Raw genomic sequence first — 19,460 nt, 5'->3', positions numbered from 1 at the left:
CTGTTTTTCCGAAAACGCGAAATTCTTGCTGCGCTCGCCGTATGCTGACGCGAAAATCCGCTTGACGGCAACCGGCTGAATCCCGGTGACCGCCGGATTGTCGCAGGCAGTGATCGATGGGTGGCCCAGAGGCGACGGCCACCTGGGAGAGGTTGCCGCGAATGAATTTTTCGGTCTCGCCACCGGAGATCAATTCGGCCCGCATATTCAGCGGTGCCGGGGCAGGTCCGATGCTGGCCGCGGCGGCGGCCTGGGACCAGTTGGCCGGCGAGCTGGGATCGGCGGCGACCGCATTCTCGTCAGTGACCTCGGAGCTGGTGGGTTCTTCCTGGCAGGGCCCGGCGGCGACGGCGATGGCAAGTGTCGCCGGAAGCTATCTTGGATGGTTGTCCTCGGCGGGAGCGCAAGCGGCGCAGGCGGGTGGTCAGGCTCGGATCGCCGCGGCCGCGTTCGAGGCAACCCGCGCCGCCACGGTGCATCCGGCAGCGGTTTGGGCCAACCGTTCTCAGCTGGTTTCGCTGGTTGCCTCCGACCTACTCGGCTTCAACGCGCCTGCGATCGCCGCCGTCGAGGCCGTCTATGAGCAGATGTGGGCCCAGGATGTGGCGGCGATGTTCGGGTATCACGCCGGTGCTTCGGCGGCCGCGTCGGCGTTGACGCCGTTCATCCAGTTCGTGCAGAACCCCGTCGCCGCCGGTGAGGCATTGGTCGCGGCCGCGCAGGCCGCCGTCTTGAGCCCGCCGGGTCGGGTGAGCATTTTTAATGCGGGGTTGGCGAATGTGGGGGTGGGCAATGTTGGGTTCGGGAGTGTGGGTGATGGGAATGTGGGTGGGGGCAATGTTGGTGGTAGTAATGTGGGGTTTGGGAATCTGGGGGGTTGGAATTTTGGGTCGGGGAACCTGGGGAGTTTCAATGTGGGTTCGGGGAATATCGGGTTGTATAACTTCGGGCCGGGGAATCTGGGGTCATACAATGTGGGGTTGGGGAATGGCGGGGATTACAACTTTGGTTTCGGGAATACCGGGATCGGCAATATCGGGTTCGGGAACACGGGTAGTCATAATATTGGGATCGGGTTGAGTGGTGATGGTCAGGTCGGGTTCGGGGGGTGGAATTCCGGTAGCGGGAATGTGGGGTTGTTCAACTCGGGTGCCGGGAATGTGGGGTTGTTCAACTCCGGGACCGGGAACTGGGGGGTGGGCAACTCCGGTGAGCTCAATACGGGGTTGTTCAACCCGGGCCGGTTGAACACCGGGGTGTTTAACACCGGGTTGCTCAACACCGGGGTGGGTAATGCGGGTTCCTACAACTCGGGCAGTTTCAATGTGGGGGCCTCCAACACCGGCTCGTGGAATGCCGGGGACACCAACACCGGCTGGTTTAACCCCGGGAACCTCAACACCGGGATCGCCAACACCGGTGATGTCAACACCGGCGGGTTCAACCAGGGCAACCTCAACAACGGCTTCTTCTGGCGCGGCGACGGCCAAGGCCACGCCGGGATCGACTACACCCTGACCATCCCGGCGATCGGGTTGAACCTCGGCGTCGACGTCCCGCTCGATATTCCCGTGACCGGCACCATCGGGACCATCGTCAACGGCGGTCCCCCCCAAATCACGGTTCCGGGCTTCACGATTTCGACCTTGCACCTGACCGGCGACGCGCTGTTCGGCACTATTGGGCCGATTGTGGTGGATCCGATCACGATTACGGGTCCGTCGGTGGATTTGCATGTGGGCGGCGCGGGTGAGTCGTTGCAGTTGGGGATTTCGGGTCCGGGTGTGGGTCCGGTGGTGATTCCGGTGTTGCAGGTGGCGGCGGGGCCGGGGGTGGGGAATTCGACGGGTGGTGTGTCGTCGGGGTTCTTTAATAGTGGTTCGGGTAGTGCGTCGGGGTTTGGGAATGTGGGTGGGGGTTCTGGGTGGTGGAATTTTGGTGGGTCTTCGGGTGCGGGGAATGTGGGGGTGTTGGGTTCGGGGGTGTTGAACCTCGGTGATGGGGTGTCGGGGTGGTTTAACACGATTCCGAGTATGGGTTCGGGTGTGGGGAATGTGGGGGAGCAGCTGGCGGGGTTGTTCTCGGCGGGTCCGGGGGGGCCGAGTGTGTTCAATGTTGGTTTTGGTAATCAGGGTGGGTTGAACCTGGGTCATGCCAATGTGGGTGGTTTCAACCTGGGTGGCGGCAATGTGGGTGATCACAATGTGGGTGGGGCTAATGTGGGTGATGCCAATGTGGGGGTGGGTAATGTTGGTGGTCACAATGTGGGTGGCGGCAATGTCGGCGACCTGAATGTGGGGGGCGGCAATGTGGGGGATGCGAACCGGGGGTGGGGTAATAGCGGGAGTTTCAATGTCGGGTTCGGTAATACGGGTTTCGGGAATTTCGGGTTGGCGAACCAGGGCGCCAATAATATCGGGATCGGGCTGACCGGGGATAACCAGATCGGGTTCGGCGGGTTCAATACTGGTGTCGGTAATGTGGGGTTGTTCAACTCGGGCAGCAACAATATCGGGTTCTTCAACTCGGGCAACGGTAACTTCGGTATCGCCAACTCGGGCAGTTTCAACACCGGGATCGCCAGCACCGGTAGCACCAACACCGGGGTGTTCAACGCCGGGCTGGGCAACACCGGCTGGGCCAATAGCGGTGACTTCAACTCCGGTGGGTTTAACGCCGGTGCCTTTAATACCGGCTCGTTTAACCCCGGCGACACCAACACCGGCTGGTTCAACATCGGTGACCTCAACACCGGAGCGTTTAACACCGGCGATATCAACACCGGCGCGTTCATCACCGGCGACGCCAACAACGGATTCTTCTGGCGCGGCACCGGCCAGGGCCTCATCGCCGCCGACTACACCATCACCATCCCCCACATCCCCCTCACCCTCGGCGGAGGCGGCTTATTCGAGTTGCCCATCACCGGCCACATCACGGGACTGACCGTGCAGTCATTCATGGTGCATGGGATCGGCGACAGCAATACCGGCATACCGCTGAACCTCCAGCTCAATGTGCTTGGACAGCAGACCGATGAGATCGGCGTCCACGTTCACATCCCGGTGATCGACAAAAACGTCACCATCCCGCTACCGGCCCTGCCGATCAGTTTGGGCATAACCGTCGACAATCAGATAGGCGCAATCCTCGTCCCGCCGATCACCATCAATCCGATTACGTTTAATAACTTCATGGTGGGCAATAATACGACGTCGTTGTCGGCGGATGTGGCGGGTGGTATTGGGCCGGTGACGATTCCGGTGTTGCAGCTGGCGGCGGCTCCGGGGTTTGGGAACAGTACGGGTGTGCCGTCGTCGGGTTTCTTTAATTCGGGTGTGGGTGGCGGGTCGGGTGTCGGCAATAGTGGTAGTGGTGTGTCGGGTTGGTGGAATGTTGGGTCGCTGAGTTCGGGTTATCAGAATTTGGGTAATCTGGTGTCGGGTTTCATCAACAAGGGTGAGTTGCTGTCGGGGATCAACAACAGCAATATATTGGGTCTGTCGACCTCGGGTGTGGGTAATGTCGGGGACAACGTGTCGGGACTGTTCTTCCAGGGCGCCGACCGGATGAGTATTTTTAATGCGGGGTTGGCGAATGTGGGGGTGGGCAATGTTGGGTTCGGGAGTGTGGGTGATGGGAATGTGGGTGGGGGCAATGTTGGTGGTAGTAATGTGGGGTTTGGGAATCTGGGGGGTTGGAATTTTGGGTCGGGGAACCTGGGGAGTTTCAATGTGGGTTCGGGGAATATCGGGTTGTATAACTTCGGGCCGGGGAATCTGGGGTCGTACAATGTGGGGTTGGGGAATGGCGGGGATTACAACTTTGGTTTCGGGAATACCGGGATCGGCAATATCGGGTTCGGGAACACGGGTAGTCATAATATTGGGATCGGGTTGAGTGGTGATGGTCAGGTCGGGTTCGGGGGGTGGAATTCCGGTAGCGGGAATGTGGGGTTGTTCAACTCGGGTGCCGGGAATGTGGGGTTGTTCAATTCCGGGACCGGGAACTGGGGGGTGGGCAACTCCGGTGAGCTCAATACGGGGTTGTTCAACCCGGGCCGGTTGAACACCGGGGTGTTTAACACCGGGTTGCTCAACACCGGGGTGGGTAATGCGGGTTCCTACAACTCGGGCAGTTTCAATGTGGGGGCCTCCAACACCGGCTCGTGGAATGCCGGGGACACCAACACCGGCTGGTTTAACCCCGGGAACCTCAACACCGGGATCGCCAACACCGGTGATGTCAACACCGGCGGGTTCAACCAGGGCAACCTCAACAACGGCTTCTTCTGGCGCGGCGACGGCCAAGGCCACGCCGGCTTCGACTACACCCTGACCATCCCCGCAATCGCACTAAACCTCGACGTCAAAGTCCCCCTCGACATCCCCATCACCGGCCACCTCGGCGACATCGTGATCGGCAGCTTCACGATTCCGACCTTGCATCTGAACGGTAATAATTTGACCGGCACTATTGGGCCGATTGTGGTGGATCCGATCACGATTTCGGGTCCGTCGGTGGATTTGCATGTGGGCGGCGCGGGTGAGTCGTTGCAGTTGGGGATTTCGGGTCCGGGTGTGGGTCCGGTGGTGATTCCGGTGTTGCAGGTGGCGGCGGGGCCGGGGGTGGGGAATTCGACGGGTGGTGTGTCGTCGGGGTTCTTTAATAGTGGTTCGGGTAGTGCGTCGGGGTTTGGGAATGTGGGTGGGGGTTCTGGGTGGTGGAATTTTGGTGGGTCTTCGGGTGCGGGGAATGTGGGGGTGTTGGGTTCGGGGGTGTTGAACCTCGGTGATGGGGTGTCGGGGTGGTTTAACACGATTCCGAGTATGGGTTCGGGTGTGGGGAATGTGGGGGAGCAGCTGGCGGGGTTGTTCTCGGCGGGTCCGGGGGGGCCGAGTGTGTTCAATGTTGGTTTTGGTAATCAGGGTGGGTTGAACCTGGGTCATGCCAATGTGGGTGGTTTCAACCTGGGTGGCGGCAATGTGGGTGATCACAATGTGGGTGGGGCTAATGTGGGTGATGCCAATGTGGGGGTGGGTAATGTTGGTGGTCACAATGTGGGTGGCGGCAATGTCGGCGACCTGAATGTGGGGGGCGGCAATGTGGGGGATGCGAACCGGGGGTGGGGTAATAGCGGGAGTTTCAATGTCGGGTTCGGTAATACGGGTTTCGGGAATTTCGGGTTGGCGAACCAGGGCGCCAATAATATCGGGATCGGGCTGACCGGGGATAACCAGATCGGGTTCGGCGGGTTCAATACTGGTGTCGGTAATGTGGGGTTGTTCAACTCGGGCAGCAACAATATCGGGTTCTTCAACTCGGGCAACGGTAACTTCGGTATCGCCAACTCGGGCAGTTTCAACACCGGGATCGCCAGCACCGGTAGCACCAACACCGGGGTGTTCAACGCCGGGCTGGGCAACACCGGCTGGGCCAATAGCGGTGACTTCAACTCCGGTGGGTTTAACGCCGGTGCCTTTAATACCGGCTCGTTTAACCCCGGCGACACCAACACCGGCTGGTTCAACATCGGTGACCTCAACACCGGAGCGTTTAACACCGGCGATATCAACACCGGCGCGTTCATCACCGGCGACGCCAACAACGGATTCTTCTGGCGCGGCACCGGCCAGGGCCTCATCGCCGCCGACTACACCATCACCATCCCCCACATCCCCCTCACCCTCGGACTAGGCGGCAAACTCGACATCCCCATCACCGGCCACATCGCCGCCATGACCGTCAACCCCATCACCCTGCACGGCGTCGGGGGCAGCACCACCGGCATACCGGTGAACGCCCACTTCACCCTCCTCGGCTCCACCGGTGGCACCACTATCCACTTCAACATCCCGGGCACCGACCTAGGTTTCAGCTTCGACCTACCGTCCCTGCCGATTTCCATCGGAGTGGACATTGGTGATCAAATAGGTGCAATCACTATTCCGCAGATCACGATTAATCCGATTACGTTTAATAATGTTGTCGTGGGCGGCGATACGACGTCGTTGTCGGCGGATGTGGCGGGTGGTATTGGGCCGGTGACGATTCCGGTGTTGCAGCTGGCGGCGGCTCCGGGGTTTGGGAACAGTACGGGTGTGCCGTCGTCGGGTTTCTTTAATTCGGGTGTGGGTGGCGGGTCGGGTGTCGGCAATAGTGGTAGTGGTGTGTCGGGTTGGTGGAATGTTGGGTCGCTGAGTTCGGGTTATCAGAATTTGGGTAATCTGGTGTCGGGTTTCATCAACAAGGGTGAGTTGCTGTCGGGGATCAACAACAGCAATATATTGGGTCTGTCGACCTCGGGTGTGGGTAATGTCGGGGACAACGTGTCGGGACTGTTCTTCCAGGGCGCCGACCGGATGAGTATTTTTAATGCGGGGTTGGCGAATGTGGGGGTGGGCAATGTTGGGTTCGGGAGTGTGGGTGATGGGAATGTGGGTGGGGGCAATGTTGGTGGTAGTAATGTGGGGTTTGGGAATCTGGGGGGTTGGAATTTTGGGTCGGGGAACCTGGGGAGTTTCAATGTGGGTTCGGGGAATATCGGGTTGTATAACTTCGGGCCGGGGAATCTGGGGTCGTACAATGTGGGGTTGGGGAATGGCGGGGATTACAACTTTGGTTTCGGGAATACCGGGATCGGCAATATCGGGTTCGGGAACACGGGTAGTCATAATATTGGGATCGGGTTGAGTGGTGATGGTCAGGTCGGGTTCGGGGGGTGGAATTCCGGTAGCGGGAATGTGGGGTTGTTCAACTCGGGTGCCGGGAATGTGGGGTTGTTCAATTCCGGGACCGGGAACTGGGGGGTGGGCAACTCCGGTGAGCTCAATACGGGGTTGTTCAACCCGGGCCGGTTGAACACCGGGGTGTTTAACACCGGGTTGCTCAACACCGGGGTGGGTAATGCGGGTTCCTACAACTCGGGCAGTTTCAATGTGGGGGCCTCCAACACCGGCTCGTGGAATGCCGGGGACACCAACACCGGCTGGTTTAACCCCGGGAACCTCAACACCGGGATCGCCAACACCGGTGATGTCAACACCGGCGGGTTCAACCAGGGCAACCTCAACAACGGCTTCTTCTGGCGCGGCGACGGCCAAGGCCACGCCGGCTTCGACTACACCCTGACCATCCCCGCAATCGCACTAAACCTCGACGTCAAAGTCCCCCTCGACATCCCCATCACCGGCCACCTCGGCGACATCGTGATAGACCCCATCACCATTCCGCTGATCCACCTGACCGGGACCGGCGGTAATAGTCTGACTGGCACTATTGGGCCGATTGTGTCCGACCAGATCACGATCACCGGACCGTCGTTAAGCCTAACCCTCGGGGGTCCGGGTGAGTCGTTGCAGTTGAGTTTTTCCGGTCCGGCGCTGGGTCCGGTGGTGATTCCGGTGTTGCAGGTGGCGGCGGGGCCGGGGGTGGGGAATTCGACGGGTGGTGTGTCGTCGGGGTTCTTTAATAGTGGTTCGGGTAGTGCGTCGGGGTTTGGGAATGTGGGTGGGGGTTCTGGGTGGTGGAATTTTGGTGGGTCTTCGGGTGCGGGGAATGTGGGGGTGTTGGGTTCGGGGGTGTTGAACCTCGGTGATGGGGTGTCGGGGTGGTTTAACACGATTCCGAGTATGGGTTCGGGTGTGGGGAATGTGGGGGAGCAGCTGGCGGGGTTGTTCTCGGCGGGTCCGGGGGGGCCGAGTATGTTCAATGTTGGTTTTGGTAATCAGGGTGGGTTGAACCTGGGTCATGCCAATGTGGGTGGTTTCAACCTGGGTGGCGGCAATGTGGGTGATCACAATGTGGGTGGGGCTAATGTGGGTGATGCCAATGTGGGGGTGGGTAATGTTGGTGGTCACAATGTGGGTGGCGGCAATGTCGGCGACCTGAATGTGGGGGGCGGCAATGTGGGGGATGCGAACCGGGGGTGGGGTAATAGCGGGAGTTTCAATGTCGGGTTCGGTAATACGGGTTTCGGGAATTTCGGGTTGGCGAACCAGGGCGCCAATAATATCGGGATCGGGCTGACCGGGGATAACCAGATCGGGTTCGGCGGGTTCAATACTGGTGTCGGTAATGTGGGGTTGTTCAACTCGGGCAGCAACAATATCGGGTTCTTCAACTCGGGCAACGGTAACTTCGGTATCGCCAACTCGGGCAGTTTCAACACCGGGATCGCCAGCACCGGTAGCACCAACACCGGGGTGTTCAACGCCGGGCTGGGCAACACCGGCTGGGCCAATAGCGGTGACTTCAACTCCGGTGGGTTTAACGCCGGTGCCTTTAATACCGGCTCGTTTAACCCCGGCGACACCAACACCGGCTGGTTCAACATCGGTGACCTCAACACCGGAGCGTTTAACACCGGCGATATCAACACCGGCGCGTTCATCACCGGCGACGCCAACAACGGATTCTTCTGGCGCGGCACCGGCCAGGGCCTCATCGCCGCCGACTACACCATCACCATCCCCCACATCCCCCTCACCCTCGGACTAGGCGGCAAACTCGACATCCCCATCACCGGCCACATCGCCGGCCTGACCGTCAATCAATTCACCCTGCATGGGGAAAACGGTCCGGGGATTCCGCTGAACCTCTTGCTCGCTATTGACGGGGACTCAGGCGGAACGAGTATCCACGTCAACATCCCGGACACCGATATCGGCTTCACCATACCTATAGACGGTCTTCCGATTACATTGACCGTCCCCTTGAACTCTGAACTGAGCCCCATCGTCATTGAACCAATCAATATCGGCGCAATCCCGCTGGACCTCACGCTGGGCGGCGAGACAATGCAGCTCAACGCCAATCTCGGCGCCGGTATCGGACCCATTACCGCTACCCTCTTCCACCTCTCGCCCGTTCCCGGCTTCGGCAACTCCACCGGTAGCCCATCGTCAGGCTTCTTCAACTCCGGTGCCGGTGGTTCGTCAGGCTTCGGCAATTTCGGCGATACCCTCTCGGGCTTCTGGAACGTCGGCTCTGAGGGTTCGGGGTTCGAGAACTACGGTGGCAGCCTCGTGTCCGGCATCACCAACCTGGGCGGCGCCTTGTCCGGCATCGACAACACCAGCGGTCTCGGCCTCGCGCTGGCCGGCCTGGTCTCGGGTCTCGGCAACATCGGCAGCCAGCTCTCCGGCCTCTTCCTCAGCGGCTCGGTGCCATAACCGCAGGCCGAAGCTGGTTTGGGCGCCACCAGCACCGGCAAGTAGGGTTCCTGCAAGACGTTGCGGATCCCCGCGGAAGGAATCGGTTGCGCATGGGAATCATGGACAAGGCAAAAGACCTGCTGTCACAGAACGCCGACAAGGTCGAGACGGTGATCGACAAGGCCGGCAAATTCGTCGACGACAAGACGCAGGGCAAGTACTCCGACACCATTCACAAGGTGCAGGAGCAGGCCAAGAAAGTAGTCGACACGGGCGACCAGCAGAACTGAAGCCATGGCGAAACTCTCCGGATCCATCGATGTCCCGTTGCCGCCGGAGGAGGCGTGGCTGCACGCCTCGAATCTGTCCCGCTACCGGGAGTGGCTGACGATCCACCGGGTCTGGCGCAGCAAGTTGCCCGAAACGCTGGAGAGGGGCGCGGTCGTCGAGTCGATCGTCGAGGTCAAGGGGATGCCCAACCGGATCAGATGGACGATCGTGCGCTACAAGCCGCCGGAAGGCATGACGCTCAACGGCGACGGAGTCGGCGGCGTCAAAGTCAAACTCATGGCCAAGGTCGCGCCCAAAGAGGAGGGCTCCGTCGTGAGCTTCGACGTGCACCTCGGCGGACCCGCCCTGTTCGGGCCGATCGGCATGATCGTCGCCGCCGCGCTCAGAAGCGACATCAGCGAATCCCTGCAGAACTTCGTCGAGGTGTTCGCACAGGCCTGACGCCGACCTGCAACGGCGCCCGCCGCGGAACAGCTGACCTATCAGCCGATGAGTTTCCGGGGTGACCGCAGTCCATACCGGTGAAACCACACGGCAAGGAGGACATCATGCCCATCCGTCACGGCGCGCCGCTGGGCGCCCCCTGCTGGATCGACTTGACCACATCAGACGTCGACCGCGCCCAAGATTTCTACGCCACGGTATTCGGCTGGACCTTCGAATCCGCCGGCCCCGAGTACGGCGGATACGTCAATGCCGCCAAGGACGGCCATCCGGTCGCCGGACTGATGGCCAACAATCCGCAGTGGCAGTCGCCGGACACCTGGACCATCTATTTCCACACCGCCGACGTCGACGCGACCGCTGCCAAGGTCAGCGCCGCGGGCGGCTCGGTGTGCCTGGATCCGATGGAGGTACCCGCCAAGGGCTTCATGAGCCTGGCGAGCGATCCGACGGGCGCGGTGTTCGGCTTGTGGCAACCGCTGGAGCATCGCGGCTTCGAGGTGATCGGTGAAGCCGGCACACCCGTCTGGCATCAACTGACTACCCGCGACCACCGCGCGGCCCTCGACTTCTACCGCGAGGTCCTCGGGTGGCGGACCGAAGACATTTCTGACACCGACGAATTCCGCTACACCACAGCGTGGTTCGGTGACGAGCAATTACTCGGCGTCATGGATGGCGCCGGTTGTCTGCCCGACGGTGTGCCGTCGAACTGGACTACCTTCCTCGGTGCCCACGACGTCGACAAGACACTGCAGCTGATCACCGACAACGGCGGGGCCGTAGTGCGGGCGGCCGAGGACACCCCCTACGGGCGGCTTGCCGCGGCCACCGACCCGACGGGCGTCGCCTTCAACCTGTCTTCGCTGCAGACAAGCGTGGCGTGACTCGATGCGAGTTGGCGCCCTATTACGCTCGCATGCATGATTCGCCGGCTGCGCCCGGGTTGGCTGGTGGCGCTTTTCGCCGTGATCGTGTCGGTCAGCACGTGGCTGCCGTGGTTGACGACGACGGTCGGTGGCGGGGGCTGGGCAAATGCCATCGGCGGCACCCACGGTAACCTGGCACTTCCGCCTGGGTTCGGCGCGGGCCAGCTGATCGCGTTGCTGTCGTCGACGTTGTTGGTGGCCGGGGCGATGGTGGGGCGGGGTTTGTCGGCCAAGCTGTCTTCGGTTGTCGCGCTAGTGGTTTCGCTGCTCATAGTGGCGCTCACCATCTGGTACTACACGATCAACGTCAACCCGCAGGTGTCGGCGGAGTACGGCCTGTACGTGGGCGGGGGCGCGGCCGGGTGCGCGGTGGTTTGCTCCCTGTGGGCGGTGGCCGCCGCGACCCTGCAATAGACTTCACCATTCGTGGCGGACAGTGATGATAGTGATGCCCCGTGAGTCCGACGCTCGGTGAAGTCTTCCGGGTCATCGACCTCGCCGGTGTCTTCGGCAACGCGGTGCTCGGTGGCATTGTCGCCACCGAGGAACGTCTGGACCCCGTCGGGTTTGCGGCGCTGGCCATTCTGTCCGGCCTGGGCGGCGGGCTGATCCGCGACACCCTGTTGCAGCACGGTCCCCCGGTCGCGCTGACCGACTACCTGTATCTCGTGACGGCTATCGCCGGGGGCGTCGTGGCCTTTCTGGTGCCGGTATACGGCCGCACGTGGAACCTAACGCTGCCGGTCATCGACGCGATCGCGCTGGGAACGTGGGCGGTCGCGGGAGCACAGAAGACACTCGGAATAGGCCTGGGCTGGGCGGCGGCACTGCTGATGGGCACCATCACCGCAGTGGGAGGCGGGACACTGCGTGATATCGCGGTCCGCCGCACTCCACTGATCTTCGGCGGTAACACGCTTTACGCGACCTGCGCGGTCATCGCCAGCGGTGTGGTGGTGCTCTTCGCCCACTACGGGCAAGCCACCGTGGGGGCGGTGGTTGCCACCGTCGTCGGTGCTGTCTTGTGCCTGGTCGCCCGCTGGCGGGGGTGGCAGTTGACGGAGGGGCCGGCATGGCACTACGCCCTGCGAAGACAGCCAGGTAAGCGGCTGCCCCGGATTACGTTGCGGGTCAACAGCGACGACTCACCGCTGCCGCTGGTCAGTGAAAAACGCAAGCCGCGGAAGCGCTGACGGTCTCAGCTCGACGGGAACTCGTGGATGCCTGAGGCCGAGCTGTCGGCGGGCTCGTTGACCCCGTACACGAAGGGCGCGAACACGACTTCCCGGCCGTCCGGGTCGCGGAAGGTGACCGCTCCCGTCGCTTCCCAGTACGGGTGCTGCTCGACGGGCTCGACCCCAGCCGTCCGGAGCCGTGCCATTGCCGCCTGATGGGCCTGATTGTCCGGGAAGTACAGGCACAGCTGTTCGTGGTGGTCCACCGCGACCTCGTCGACCGCCTCGACGATCTCGAGGGTGAGGTTCCAGCTGGGCAGACCGAAGATCGCACCGTTGCTCCCGTAGCTTTCCCCGAATGTCTCGTAGAGCGGGAGCCCGACCAGGTCGCGGTAAAAGCGCACTGCCTCCTCGAAATTCGAGGAGCGACGGGCGAAGCGGATAGAGCCGATGCACGCCAACTCCTTGGGCCAGTGTGTCGTCCGGCTGTGCTTGTTGTTGTTCACTGCTCCTCCGTTTCACCGAGCCTGTAAATTCGCAGGCCGCTACTCGTAGTCTTCCTGCCGTATTACAGGCTCGCGAGCATCACAGCCCGACAGCACCCGCCGGCGACTCGGCGTGATGCCAGCGCCGCAATTCGGCGCCGGGTACCCACGTCGAATGGGTGCCGCTGGAAATGCGTTCGGGCAGCTGTAGTTTGCACACCGGGCCGTCACCGACTCGGGCCGCGTCGAAGACCAAGCAGTAGGAGGTGTCGTCGTTCATGTCGGTGGTCAGCGTGACCAGGTAGCCGTCGTCCTCGGCGGTGCCGCCAACCCGTGGCGCCATCTGGGTTTCGCTTCCATAGACACCGTCACCGAACGAGTAGCCCTCCTGGTTTCCGGTGAACAGGTCGTGTTTGACCAGTCCGTCGAACAGGAACCAGCCCGGTTTGCCGGTAGCGGCATAGGCGTAGCGGTACTGGCGCGCGGCGTAGCCGTCGTTGATGGTCCCGAACTCGGTGATGGACTCCGACAGCTGTTCTTCTTTCACGGCGCCGGTGACCAGGTTGAGGCGCCACCGGTGTAGCCGGGTTTGCAGGCGATCCAGCGCCAGGAACCGAAACAGCTTCTCCCACTTGGTTCCGCCGGTGTCCAGCGGCTGCGGATCGGCTTCGTAGAAGCCGTCGAGCACGATCTCGTCGCCGTCTTCGTAGGCGTTGGTGAAGTGCAGCACGAACGTCGGTTCCGCTTCGAACCAGCGGATGTCGCCGCTAAGCCCGCGGCGCGGGATCACCGCGAAGCGCGACGGCATGTCCGGGTAGAAGCGCGGCAGGTGCACGTTGTGCTCGAGCAGCCGGGGATCCCAGAACAGCGGGAAATCGTTGAGAATGGCGTAGTTTTCGGTGAACGCCATATCGTGCGGCAACCGCGGGCCGGGCAGCGGGATGTCGACGTAGTGTGCCAGCTCGTTGTTCTGGTCGACGACGCCGTAGTGCATATACGGTTCTTGCTTGCTGTAGTTGAAGAACAACAGCTCGCCGGTCCCGCTGTCGACCTTGGGGTGAGCCGATACGCCCCAGCCGAACGGAAAGTGCCCGTTCCAGGTCTCCTTGCCCAGGGTGTTGCCCGAGTAGGGGTCCAGCCGGTAGAGGTCGCCGCATTGGTAGAAGCTGGTGAGCGCGATGCCGCGGTGGACGATGACGTCGGTGCTCGACGCGTCCTTCATCAGCGTGCGAGCCCCCCAGCCGGTGTCTCGTTTGGCGAATTGCACCGGCTCGGCCAGTCCCGGCCACAGCGGCCCGCCCGCCTCGTTTTCCGCCAGGAAGCCCTCGGTCTGGACAAAGCGGTTGCGGTAAAAGGACTTTCCGTCGCGGAAGCCGACGACGTGCACCATGCCGTCGCCGTCGAACGGGTGGTAGGTCTTGAACGCCGGATGCAGCGGGTTCTCGGTGTTGCGCAGGTAGATGCCGTCGAGATCGCGGGGGATCGCGCCCTCGACGGCGGTCAGCGCGTCGGCGTCCCACTCGGTGGTCTGTGGCCGCCACGGACCGGTTCGGTACGGGTGGTCGTCGTCTTCGGGCAGGGTCGACAGGTATTTCCCGACGATCTCGACATGCATCATCAAACACCTTTGCTGACAACGAAACTGACGGTGGTAGCGGTGCTGCCGCCGAAGTTCAGGGTGCCGAATCTTCGCGCTCCCTCGACCTGATAGTCACCGGCCGTGCCGCTGACCTGCTTGGCCGCGTCGAGAAGCATCCGCACGCCGGAGGCCCCGACGGGATGTCCCCCGCCGATCAGCCCACCGCTGGGGTTGATCGGCAGCCGCCCGCCGATCTCGATCTCGCCGTTTTCGATCGCCTTCCACGATTCGCCCGGGCCGGTCAGTCCGATGTGGTCGATGGCCAGGTACTCGCTGGGGGTGAAGCAGTCGTGCACCTCGAACCCGTCGACGTCGTCGAGGCTCACCTGTGCACGACGCAATGCGTCGAGCACGGCCGACCGCACATGGGGCAGCACGTAGGGATCGTGAGCGGCGCGCTCGAGTTTCTGGCGCAAACCCAGCCCGACGGTGCGATGCCCCCAGCCTTCGATCCGGCCGATCGGGCGTGCGTCGGGATGGGCCCGCAGATAGGCGTCGTTGACCAGCACCACTCCCGCGCCGCCATCGGTCATTTGGCTGCAGTCCAGGCGCCGCAGCCGTCCTTCGGTGATCGGGTTGGTCGTGTCGTCGTCGGTGATCGGGTCGGGAATCGTCCAGCCCCGAGTCTGGGCGTTGGGATTGCGGCGGGCGTTGGCGTAGTTGAGTGCGGCGATGGCCCGCAGGTGGGTGTCGTCCAGGCCGTAGCGCCGGTCGTATTCGTCGGCGACTTCGGCGAACATCGACGGCCACAGGTAACGCGCCTCGGCACCCTCGTGGCCGGTCCACGCCGCCGCACCCAGGTATTGCGCCGCGGTGTCACCGGGCACGGTCTTTTCCAATTCGAGGCCGACGACGAGCGCGCAATCGTATGCGCCTGAGCGCAGGTCGGCCATCGCCGCCAGCGTGGCCACGCTGCCGGACGCGCACGCGGCCTCATGCCGGGAGGCCGGGGTGTCCCAGAGGCCGTCGCACATGGTCGCCGGCATCGCTCCGAGATGGCCCTGAGCGGCGAACATCTCGCCGAAAGCATTAGCGACATGGATGACGCCGGTAGCGGCAATGCCGGCAGCGTCGACCCGGGCTTCATTCAGCGTGCCGGCGACGACCTCTGCCGTCAGGTCGGCAAAGTCACGGCGCTCCTTGGTGAGGTTGCGAGCGAAATCGCTTTGGTAGCCGCCAAGAATCCACACGCCTGCAGTGCCGTCCATATGCGGCACGGTACCCCAGGTTGGTGCTCCCTTTCGGTGATATCCGGTGAGCCGCGCCAGCCGCCGGAACGTGGGCGGCCCCATCGGCTCTCGGGCTGAACCGACGGGACCTGGGAAGGCGTAAAGGCCGGCCGATACGCCCCCCTCTTGTGGGACATTGCCATCGGCGGCGATTGACAAACATCTTCGCCAAAACGGGTCTCGAGACTCGAAGAATGGTGCTGAGCTGCTGCAATTCCGTAGATCGCGGGTGTGGCAGTACCGCTGGCTCAGTTAGAGCGGACGGTTGCCCGGTGTTCCTCCGGCGGGCGGCGGCTGCTGGATCACCACGACGGTGGGCTTGCGCTTGGGTTCCCCGTCCTCCTCCGCGGCGGCTTCGTTGGGGACACGTGGCCCCATGCCGCCGGCGCCGCGTCCGGCCAAACCCGCCAGCGCCATCCCGCTCAGCAAGCCCATCGGAGCCCCTCCAAGATCTGTGGGTGCGGCGGTCAGGCCGGCGCTCGGCAGCGACTCGACTGCCAGCTTGATCTCTGGGGCGGCCATGGTCCAGCCGTGCGGCACCGACAACCCCCCTACCAGGGCCGCCTGGCCGCTACCCGCCGACACGGGTGCGCTAGCGACGCTTCGCGGCGACGACGCCAACACCTCTCGCTCCGAACTGATGGGTTCACCTTGAGTGGGTTCTATCCCGCCGGGGCTTGGAGCGGGCCGAAATCCGTTGTAGCCGAAGTACCACGGTCTCGCGGTGTTGACCACGGCCAGGGACAGGCTGGCGGTGCCGATGGCCGAGATATACAGGGCCAATACATCCAGGTCCCCGATCGGGGTTGGGATGGTGATGCTGGCGGCCGGCTCGGGTAGCTGTGATCCGAGCGGAGCAGATGACGCGGCCGTCGCGAGTAGTTGCAGCGTTTCGGGACCGATGGACGCTGCCGGTCCCGCCGCGGCTGACGCGTCGGCACCCCCGGCGACCTGTGCGGCCTGGGACGCCGACGCCGTCGGGTCGGCGGTGTGCGCCGGTTGGCTGAAGGGCATCAGCGTCGACGCGGTCTCGGACGCTTCGGCGTACTGGTACATGACGGCGGCGTCCTGCGCCCACATCTCGGCATAGTCGGCCTGGATGGCCTCGATCGCCGGGGTGTTTTGACCGAAGGTGTTCGTCGTGACCAACGTCGCCAATTGGCTGCGGTTGGCTGCGATCAGCGGCGGCGGTACCGCCGTGGCCCGCGCCGTTTCGTACGCCGCCGCCGCTGCCGATGCTTGGGCGGCGGTCTGCCGGGCCTGCTCCGCCGCGGCGCTCAACCATTCCGCATAGGGCGCGGCCGCAGCTGCCATGGACGCCGACGCGGGACCCAGCCACGACTCGAGCGTCAGCGCCGAAACCACCGAGGCATAGGAAACCGCTGCGGAGTTCAACACCGCGGTAAGGCTTTCCCACGCGGTGGCGGCCGTCAGCATGGGTCCAGACCCTGGACCCATGTACAACAAGGCGGAATTCACCTCCGGCGGCAGCGCACCGAAGTCCGTCGCTAGCACCCTTCTCGGCCAGCCTTAGCCGGTCTAACCGGCCGCGATGGCATTGGCCGCCTCGGTCGCCTCATAGGAGTTCGCACTGGCGGTCAGGGCGGCGACGAAGGCCTGGTGAATCGCGGCGGCCTGGGCACTGACTACCTGGTACACCTGCGCGTGTGCGCTGAAGCGCGCCGCCGTCAGCGCCGACACCTGGTCGGCAGCGGCCGGAGTCACGCTTGTCGTGTGAGCCGACGCGGCGACGTTTTGAGCGCTGACTGCCGATCCGATCTCCTGCAAATTCCCGGCCGCCGCCGCTAGTGTCTCCGGCTGGGTGACCACAAACGTCATCACATTCTCCTAACTCGCAGAAGGCGCCGGATTGCCTGTCCGATAGGTGAATTAGACGAACAGGCGCCCCGAAAACCCCGCAGGAAGGCACTCCCTAGCTGCAGGGTACTTCGTTGCCTGCTCGCTGAACCCCGTTTGGCCGAGATCCATACCGGATGGATAAGGAGGCGTTGCGCTATTCGGAAGTCATTCGGTGTCGGCGACGAGGGCGACCGGCTCCGGTCCCTCACGACGCTCGTCCAGGTGCATCCGTTCACGTTCGGCTAACAGCCGCTGGGCGTCGGCGCGATCGACGTCGGCCAGGTCAACGCCGTTGGTCTCGCGGGCGACCAGGACGGCGACGGCGCTCACCGAGGCGGCAGCCGCCAGGTACCAGGCAATGGGCGTCGCGGACCTGTAGGTTTCGAGCAACCGGACAGCGATGATCGGCGCCAGTGAACCGGCCACGATGGAGGTGACCTGATAACCGAGTGAGACTTCGGAATAGCGCATCCGGGTTGGGAACATTTCTGCCATGGCCGCGGGCTGGGTTGCATACATGAGGCCATGGAAGACCAGCCCGATCACCACGGCTGACAAGACGATTGCGTTGCGACCGCTGTCCATCATCGGGAAGGCGAAAAAACCCCACGTGGCGGCGGTGACGGTACCGACGAAATAGATTGGGCGCCTGCCGAATCGGTCACTGAGATGTCCGGCCAGTGGGATGACGGCAAAGTGTGTGGCATGGGCGGCCAGCAGCCACCACAGGATGGCCACGGTGTTGGCGTGCACGTGCACCTTGAGATAGGTGATGGAGAAAGTGACCACCAGGTAGTACATGGCGTTCTCCCCGAACCGCATCCCCATCGCGGTGAAAACGGCACGCGGGTAACGCTTTAACACCTCGGTGAGGCCGAACGACGTCGCGTTGGCGCGCTCGCTTTGCTGTTGCGCCTCGAGAAAGATCGGCGCGTCGGTGACCTTGGTGCGGATGTAGTAGCCGATCAGGACGACAACCGCCGACAACCAAAATGCCACCCGCCAGCCCCAGCTCAGGAACGCTGCATCCGACAACATCGAGGTAAGGACCAGCAGCACCACGGTGGCCAGCATGTTGCCGCCGGGCACTCCGGCCTGCGGCCAGCTCGCCCAGAAGCCGCGGCTGGCGTTGGGGCTGTGCTCGGCGACGAGCAGAACCGCACCGCCCCACTCGCCGCCGACGGCGAAGCCCTGGATGAACCGCAGCGTCACCAGTAATGCTGGAGCCCAGTAGCCGATCTGGGTGAAGGTCGGCAGGCAGCCCATGAGGAACGTGGCGGCGCCCACCAGCAGCAGGCTCAGTTGCAGCAACTTCTTGCGTCCGAACCGGTCGCCCAATTGGCCGAAGACGATGCCACCCAACGGGCGGGCGGCGAAGCCCACGGCATAGGTCACAAAGGCCGCCAGGATGGCGTCCAGATCATTGCCGCCCTGGGCGAAGAACACCTTGCTGAACACCAGCGTCGCCGCGGTGCCGTAGAGGAAGAACTCATACCATTCGACGACGGTGCCGGCCATGGACGCCGCAACCACCCTGCGCAGGTACGTTGGCCGGAAATGGTCGGGCGGCAAACGATCACCCACAGTCACCCGGTTGTCCTCCTCGTCGACCCCCCGCAGGGGCCTGCGGCAGCGTACCCGGTCACGAGTGGTGGCGCAGGGCATCGATGCGATGACGATGCCGCTGTTTGCCGTGCTCCGGTGCCAGTGCGGGGTATGCCGACATACCCGCCTAAGCGCGACAACCGGGCGTGGTACCGGGCAACGGCCGCGCCGCTACTACGGAGCGGGCGGGGCGGGAGGCAAGGGGGGTGCTGAAGCCGGCGATTGGAGCGTGGTGAGCGTGGGCGGCGGCGTCGTCGGGGTGGTGACGTCGACAGTGGCGGTCACGGTGTCCGTGCCCTCGGTTGCCGTGATGGTTGCGGGAGCCTGTTTGAAGGCGGTGTCCGCACTCGAGGTGCCGGTCATCCCGTAGCTCATGAGAGCCGCGGCTGCGAAGCCAATGCTGGCCATGCCCAGTCCGGCGCCGATCGGCTTGAGCCGGATTTTGTGATCTGTCACGTGAAACTCCTGTCTTCATTACTTGCAATCGGTCGTTGCCGATCCCGGAAGGCAGCGGGACGAGGGTCGGCCACTTCCAGTTGTTCGGCCTGCGGTCGAGGGGCGTTACAAGTCACTCGCGCCGCTTTGCGGTAGGCGGGTGATCGGTTTGCCGGCTCGGCTAGTCAACCCGGTTCGAGCGCTTTACCTCCT

At 63.2% G+C, this 19,460-nt stretch carries 13 protein-coding genes; 6 read left to right on the top strand and 7 right to left on the bottom strand.

Annotation, left to right across the window (positions count from 1 at the left end; genetic code table 11):
* The first annotated feature begins 161 nt into the window (after positions 1 to 161).
* The 6 genes from MKAN_RS08905 (at position 162) to MKAN_RS08880 (ending at position 12,012) form a co-directional block, all read left to right on the top strand.
* Positions 162 to 9,173, top strand: coding sequence for a PPE family protein (locus MKAN_RS08905; protein WP_023367408.1), 9,012 nt, complete (start codon positions 162 to 164; stop codon positions 9,171 to 9,173).
* 92 nt (positions 9,174 to 9,265) lie between these two features.
* On the top strand, positions 9,266 to 9,445 hold the full coding sequence (locus MKAN_RS08900; RefSeq protein ID WP_023367405.1) for an antitoxin: 180 nt from the start codon (positions 9,266 to 9,268) through the stop codon (positions 9,443 to 9,445).
* Between the two features lie 4 nt (positions 9,446 to 9,449).
* On the top strand, positions 9,450 to 9,887 hold the full coding sequence (locus tag MKAN_RS08895) for a type II toxin-antitoxin system Rv0910 family toxin (protein WP_023367403.1): 438 nt from the start codon (positions 9,450 to 9,452) through the stop codon (positions 9,885 to 9,887).
* 107 nt (positions 9,888 to 9,994) lie between these two features.
* Positions 9,995 to 10,777 carry a VOC family protein gene (locus MKAN_RS08890; protein ID WP_036393899.1) on the top strand — a complete coding sequence of 261 codons (783 nt, stop codon included), beginning with the start codon at positions 9,995 to 9,997 and terminating at the stop codon, positions 10,775 to 10,777.
* A 36-nt stretch (positions 10,778 to 10,813) separates the two neighbouring features.
* A complete protein-coding gene (locus MKAN_RS08885; RefSeq protein ID WP_023367399.1) occupies positions 10,814 to 11,233 on the top strand; it encodes a hypothetical protein in 420 nt (139 codons plus the stop codon).
* Between the two features lie 41 nt (positions 11,234 to 11,274).
* Entirely contained in the window at positions 11,275 to 12,012 is a 738-nt protein-coding gene (locus tag MKAN_RS08880) for a trimeric intracellular cation channel family protein (protein WP_023367397.1), read from the top strand.
* A gap of 5 nt (positions 12,013 to 12,017) precedes the next feature.
* Here MKAN_RS08880 and MKAN_RS08875 read toward each other — a convergent pair whose 3' ends face one another.
* From MKAN_RS08875 to MKAN_RS08845, 7 genes are all read right to left on the bottom strand, one after another.
* Positions 12,018 to 12,500 carry a VOC family protein gene (locus MKAN_RS08875; RefSeq protein ID WP_023367395.1) on the bottom strand — a complete coding sequence of 161 codons (483 nt, stop codon included), beginning with the start codon at positions 12,498 to 12,500 and terminating at the stop codon, positions 12,018 to 12,020.
* Between the two features lie 79 nt (positions 12,501 to 12,579).
* Positions 12,580 to 14,094, bottom strand: a complete 1,515-nt coding sequence (locus MKAN_RS08870; protein ID WP_036393600.1) for a carotenoid oxygenase family protein — start codon at positions 14,092 to 14,094, stop codon at positions 12,580 to 12,582.
* Between the two features lie 2 nt (positions 14,095 to 14,096).
* Complete coding sequence (locus MKAN_RS08865; RefSeq protein ID WP_036393894.1) at positions 14,097 to 15,326, bottom strand: acetyl-CoA acetyltransferase; 1,230 nt, start codon at positions 15,324 to 15,326, stop codon at positions 14,097 to 14,099.
* Positions 15,327 to 15,599: 273 nt separating this feature from the next.
* A complete protein-coding gene (locus MKAN_RS08860; protein WP_230589276.1) occupies positions 15,600 to 16,805 on the bottom strand; it encodes a PPE family protein in 1,206 nt (401 codons plus the stop codon).
* 81 nt (positions 16,806 to 16,886) lie between these two features.
* Entirely contained in the window at positions 16,887 to 17,186 is a 300-nt protein-coding gene (locus MKAN_RS08855) for a PE family protein (protein WP_023367387.1), read from the bottom strand.
* Positions 17,187 to 17,372: 186 nt separating this feature from the next.
* Entirely contained in the window at positions 17,373 to 18,797 is a 1,425-nt protein-coding gene (locus MKAN_RS08850; RefSeq protein ID WP_023367385.1) for an MFS transporter, read from the bottom strand.
* A 189-nt stretch (positions 18,798 to 18,986) separates the two neighbouring features.
* Positions 18,987 to 19,268, bottom strand: coding sequence for a hypothetical protein (locus MKAN_RS08845; RefSeq protein WP_023367383.1), 282 nt, complete (start codon positions 19,266 to 19,268; stop codon positions 18,987 to 18,989).
* Between the last annotated feature and the right edge of the window lie 192 nt (positions 19,269 to 19,460).

Origin of the sequence: Mycobacterium kansasii ATCC 12478, from assembly GCF_000157895.3 — a bacterium.
Classification (GTDB): Bacteria; Actinomycetota; Actinomycetes; order Mycobacteriales; family Mycobacteriaceae; genus Mycobacterium; species Mycobacterium kansasii.
The sequence above is the reverse complement of the archived record's forward strand: the minus strand, read 5'-3'. Positions and strand labels throughout refer to the sequence as shown.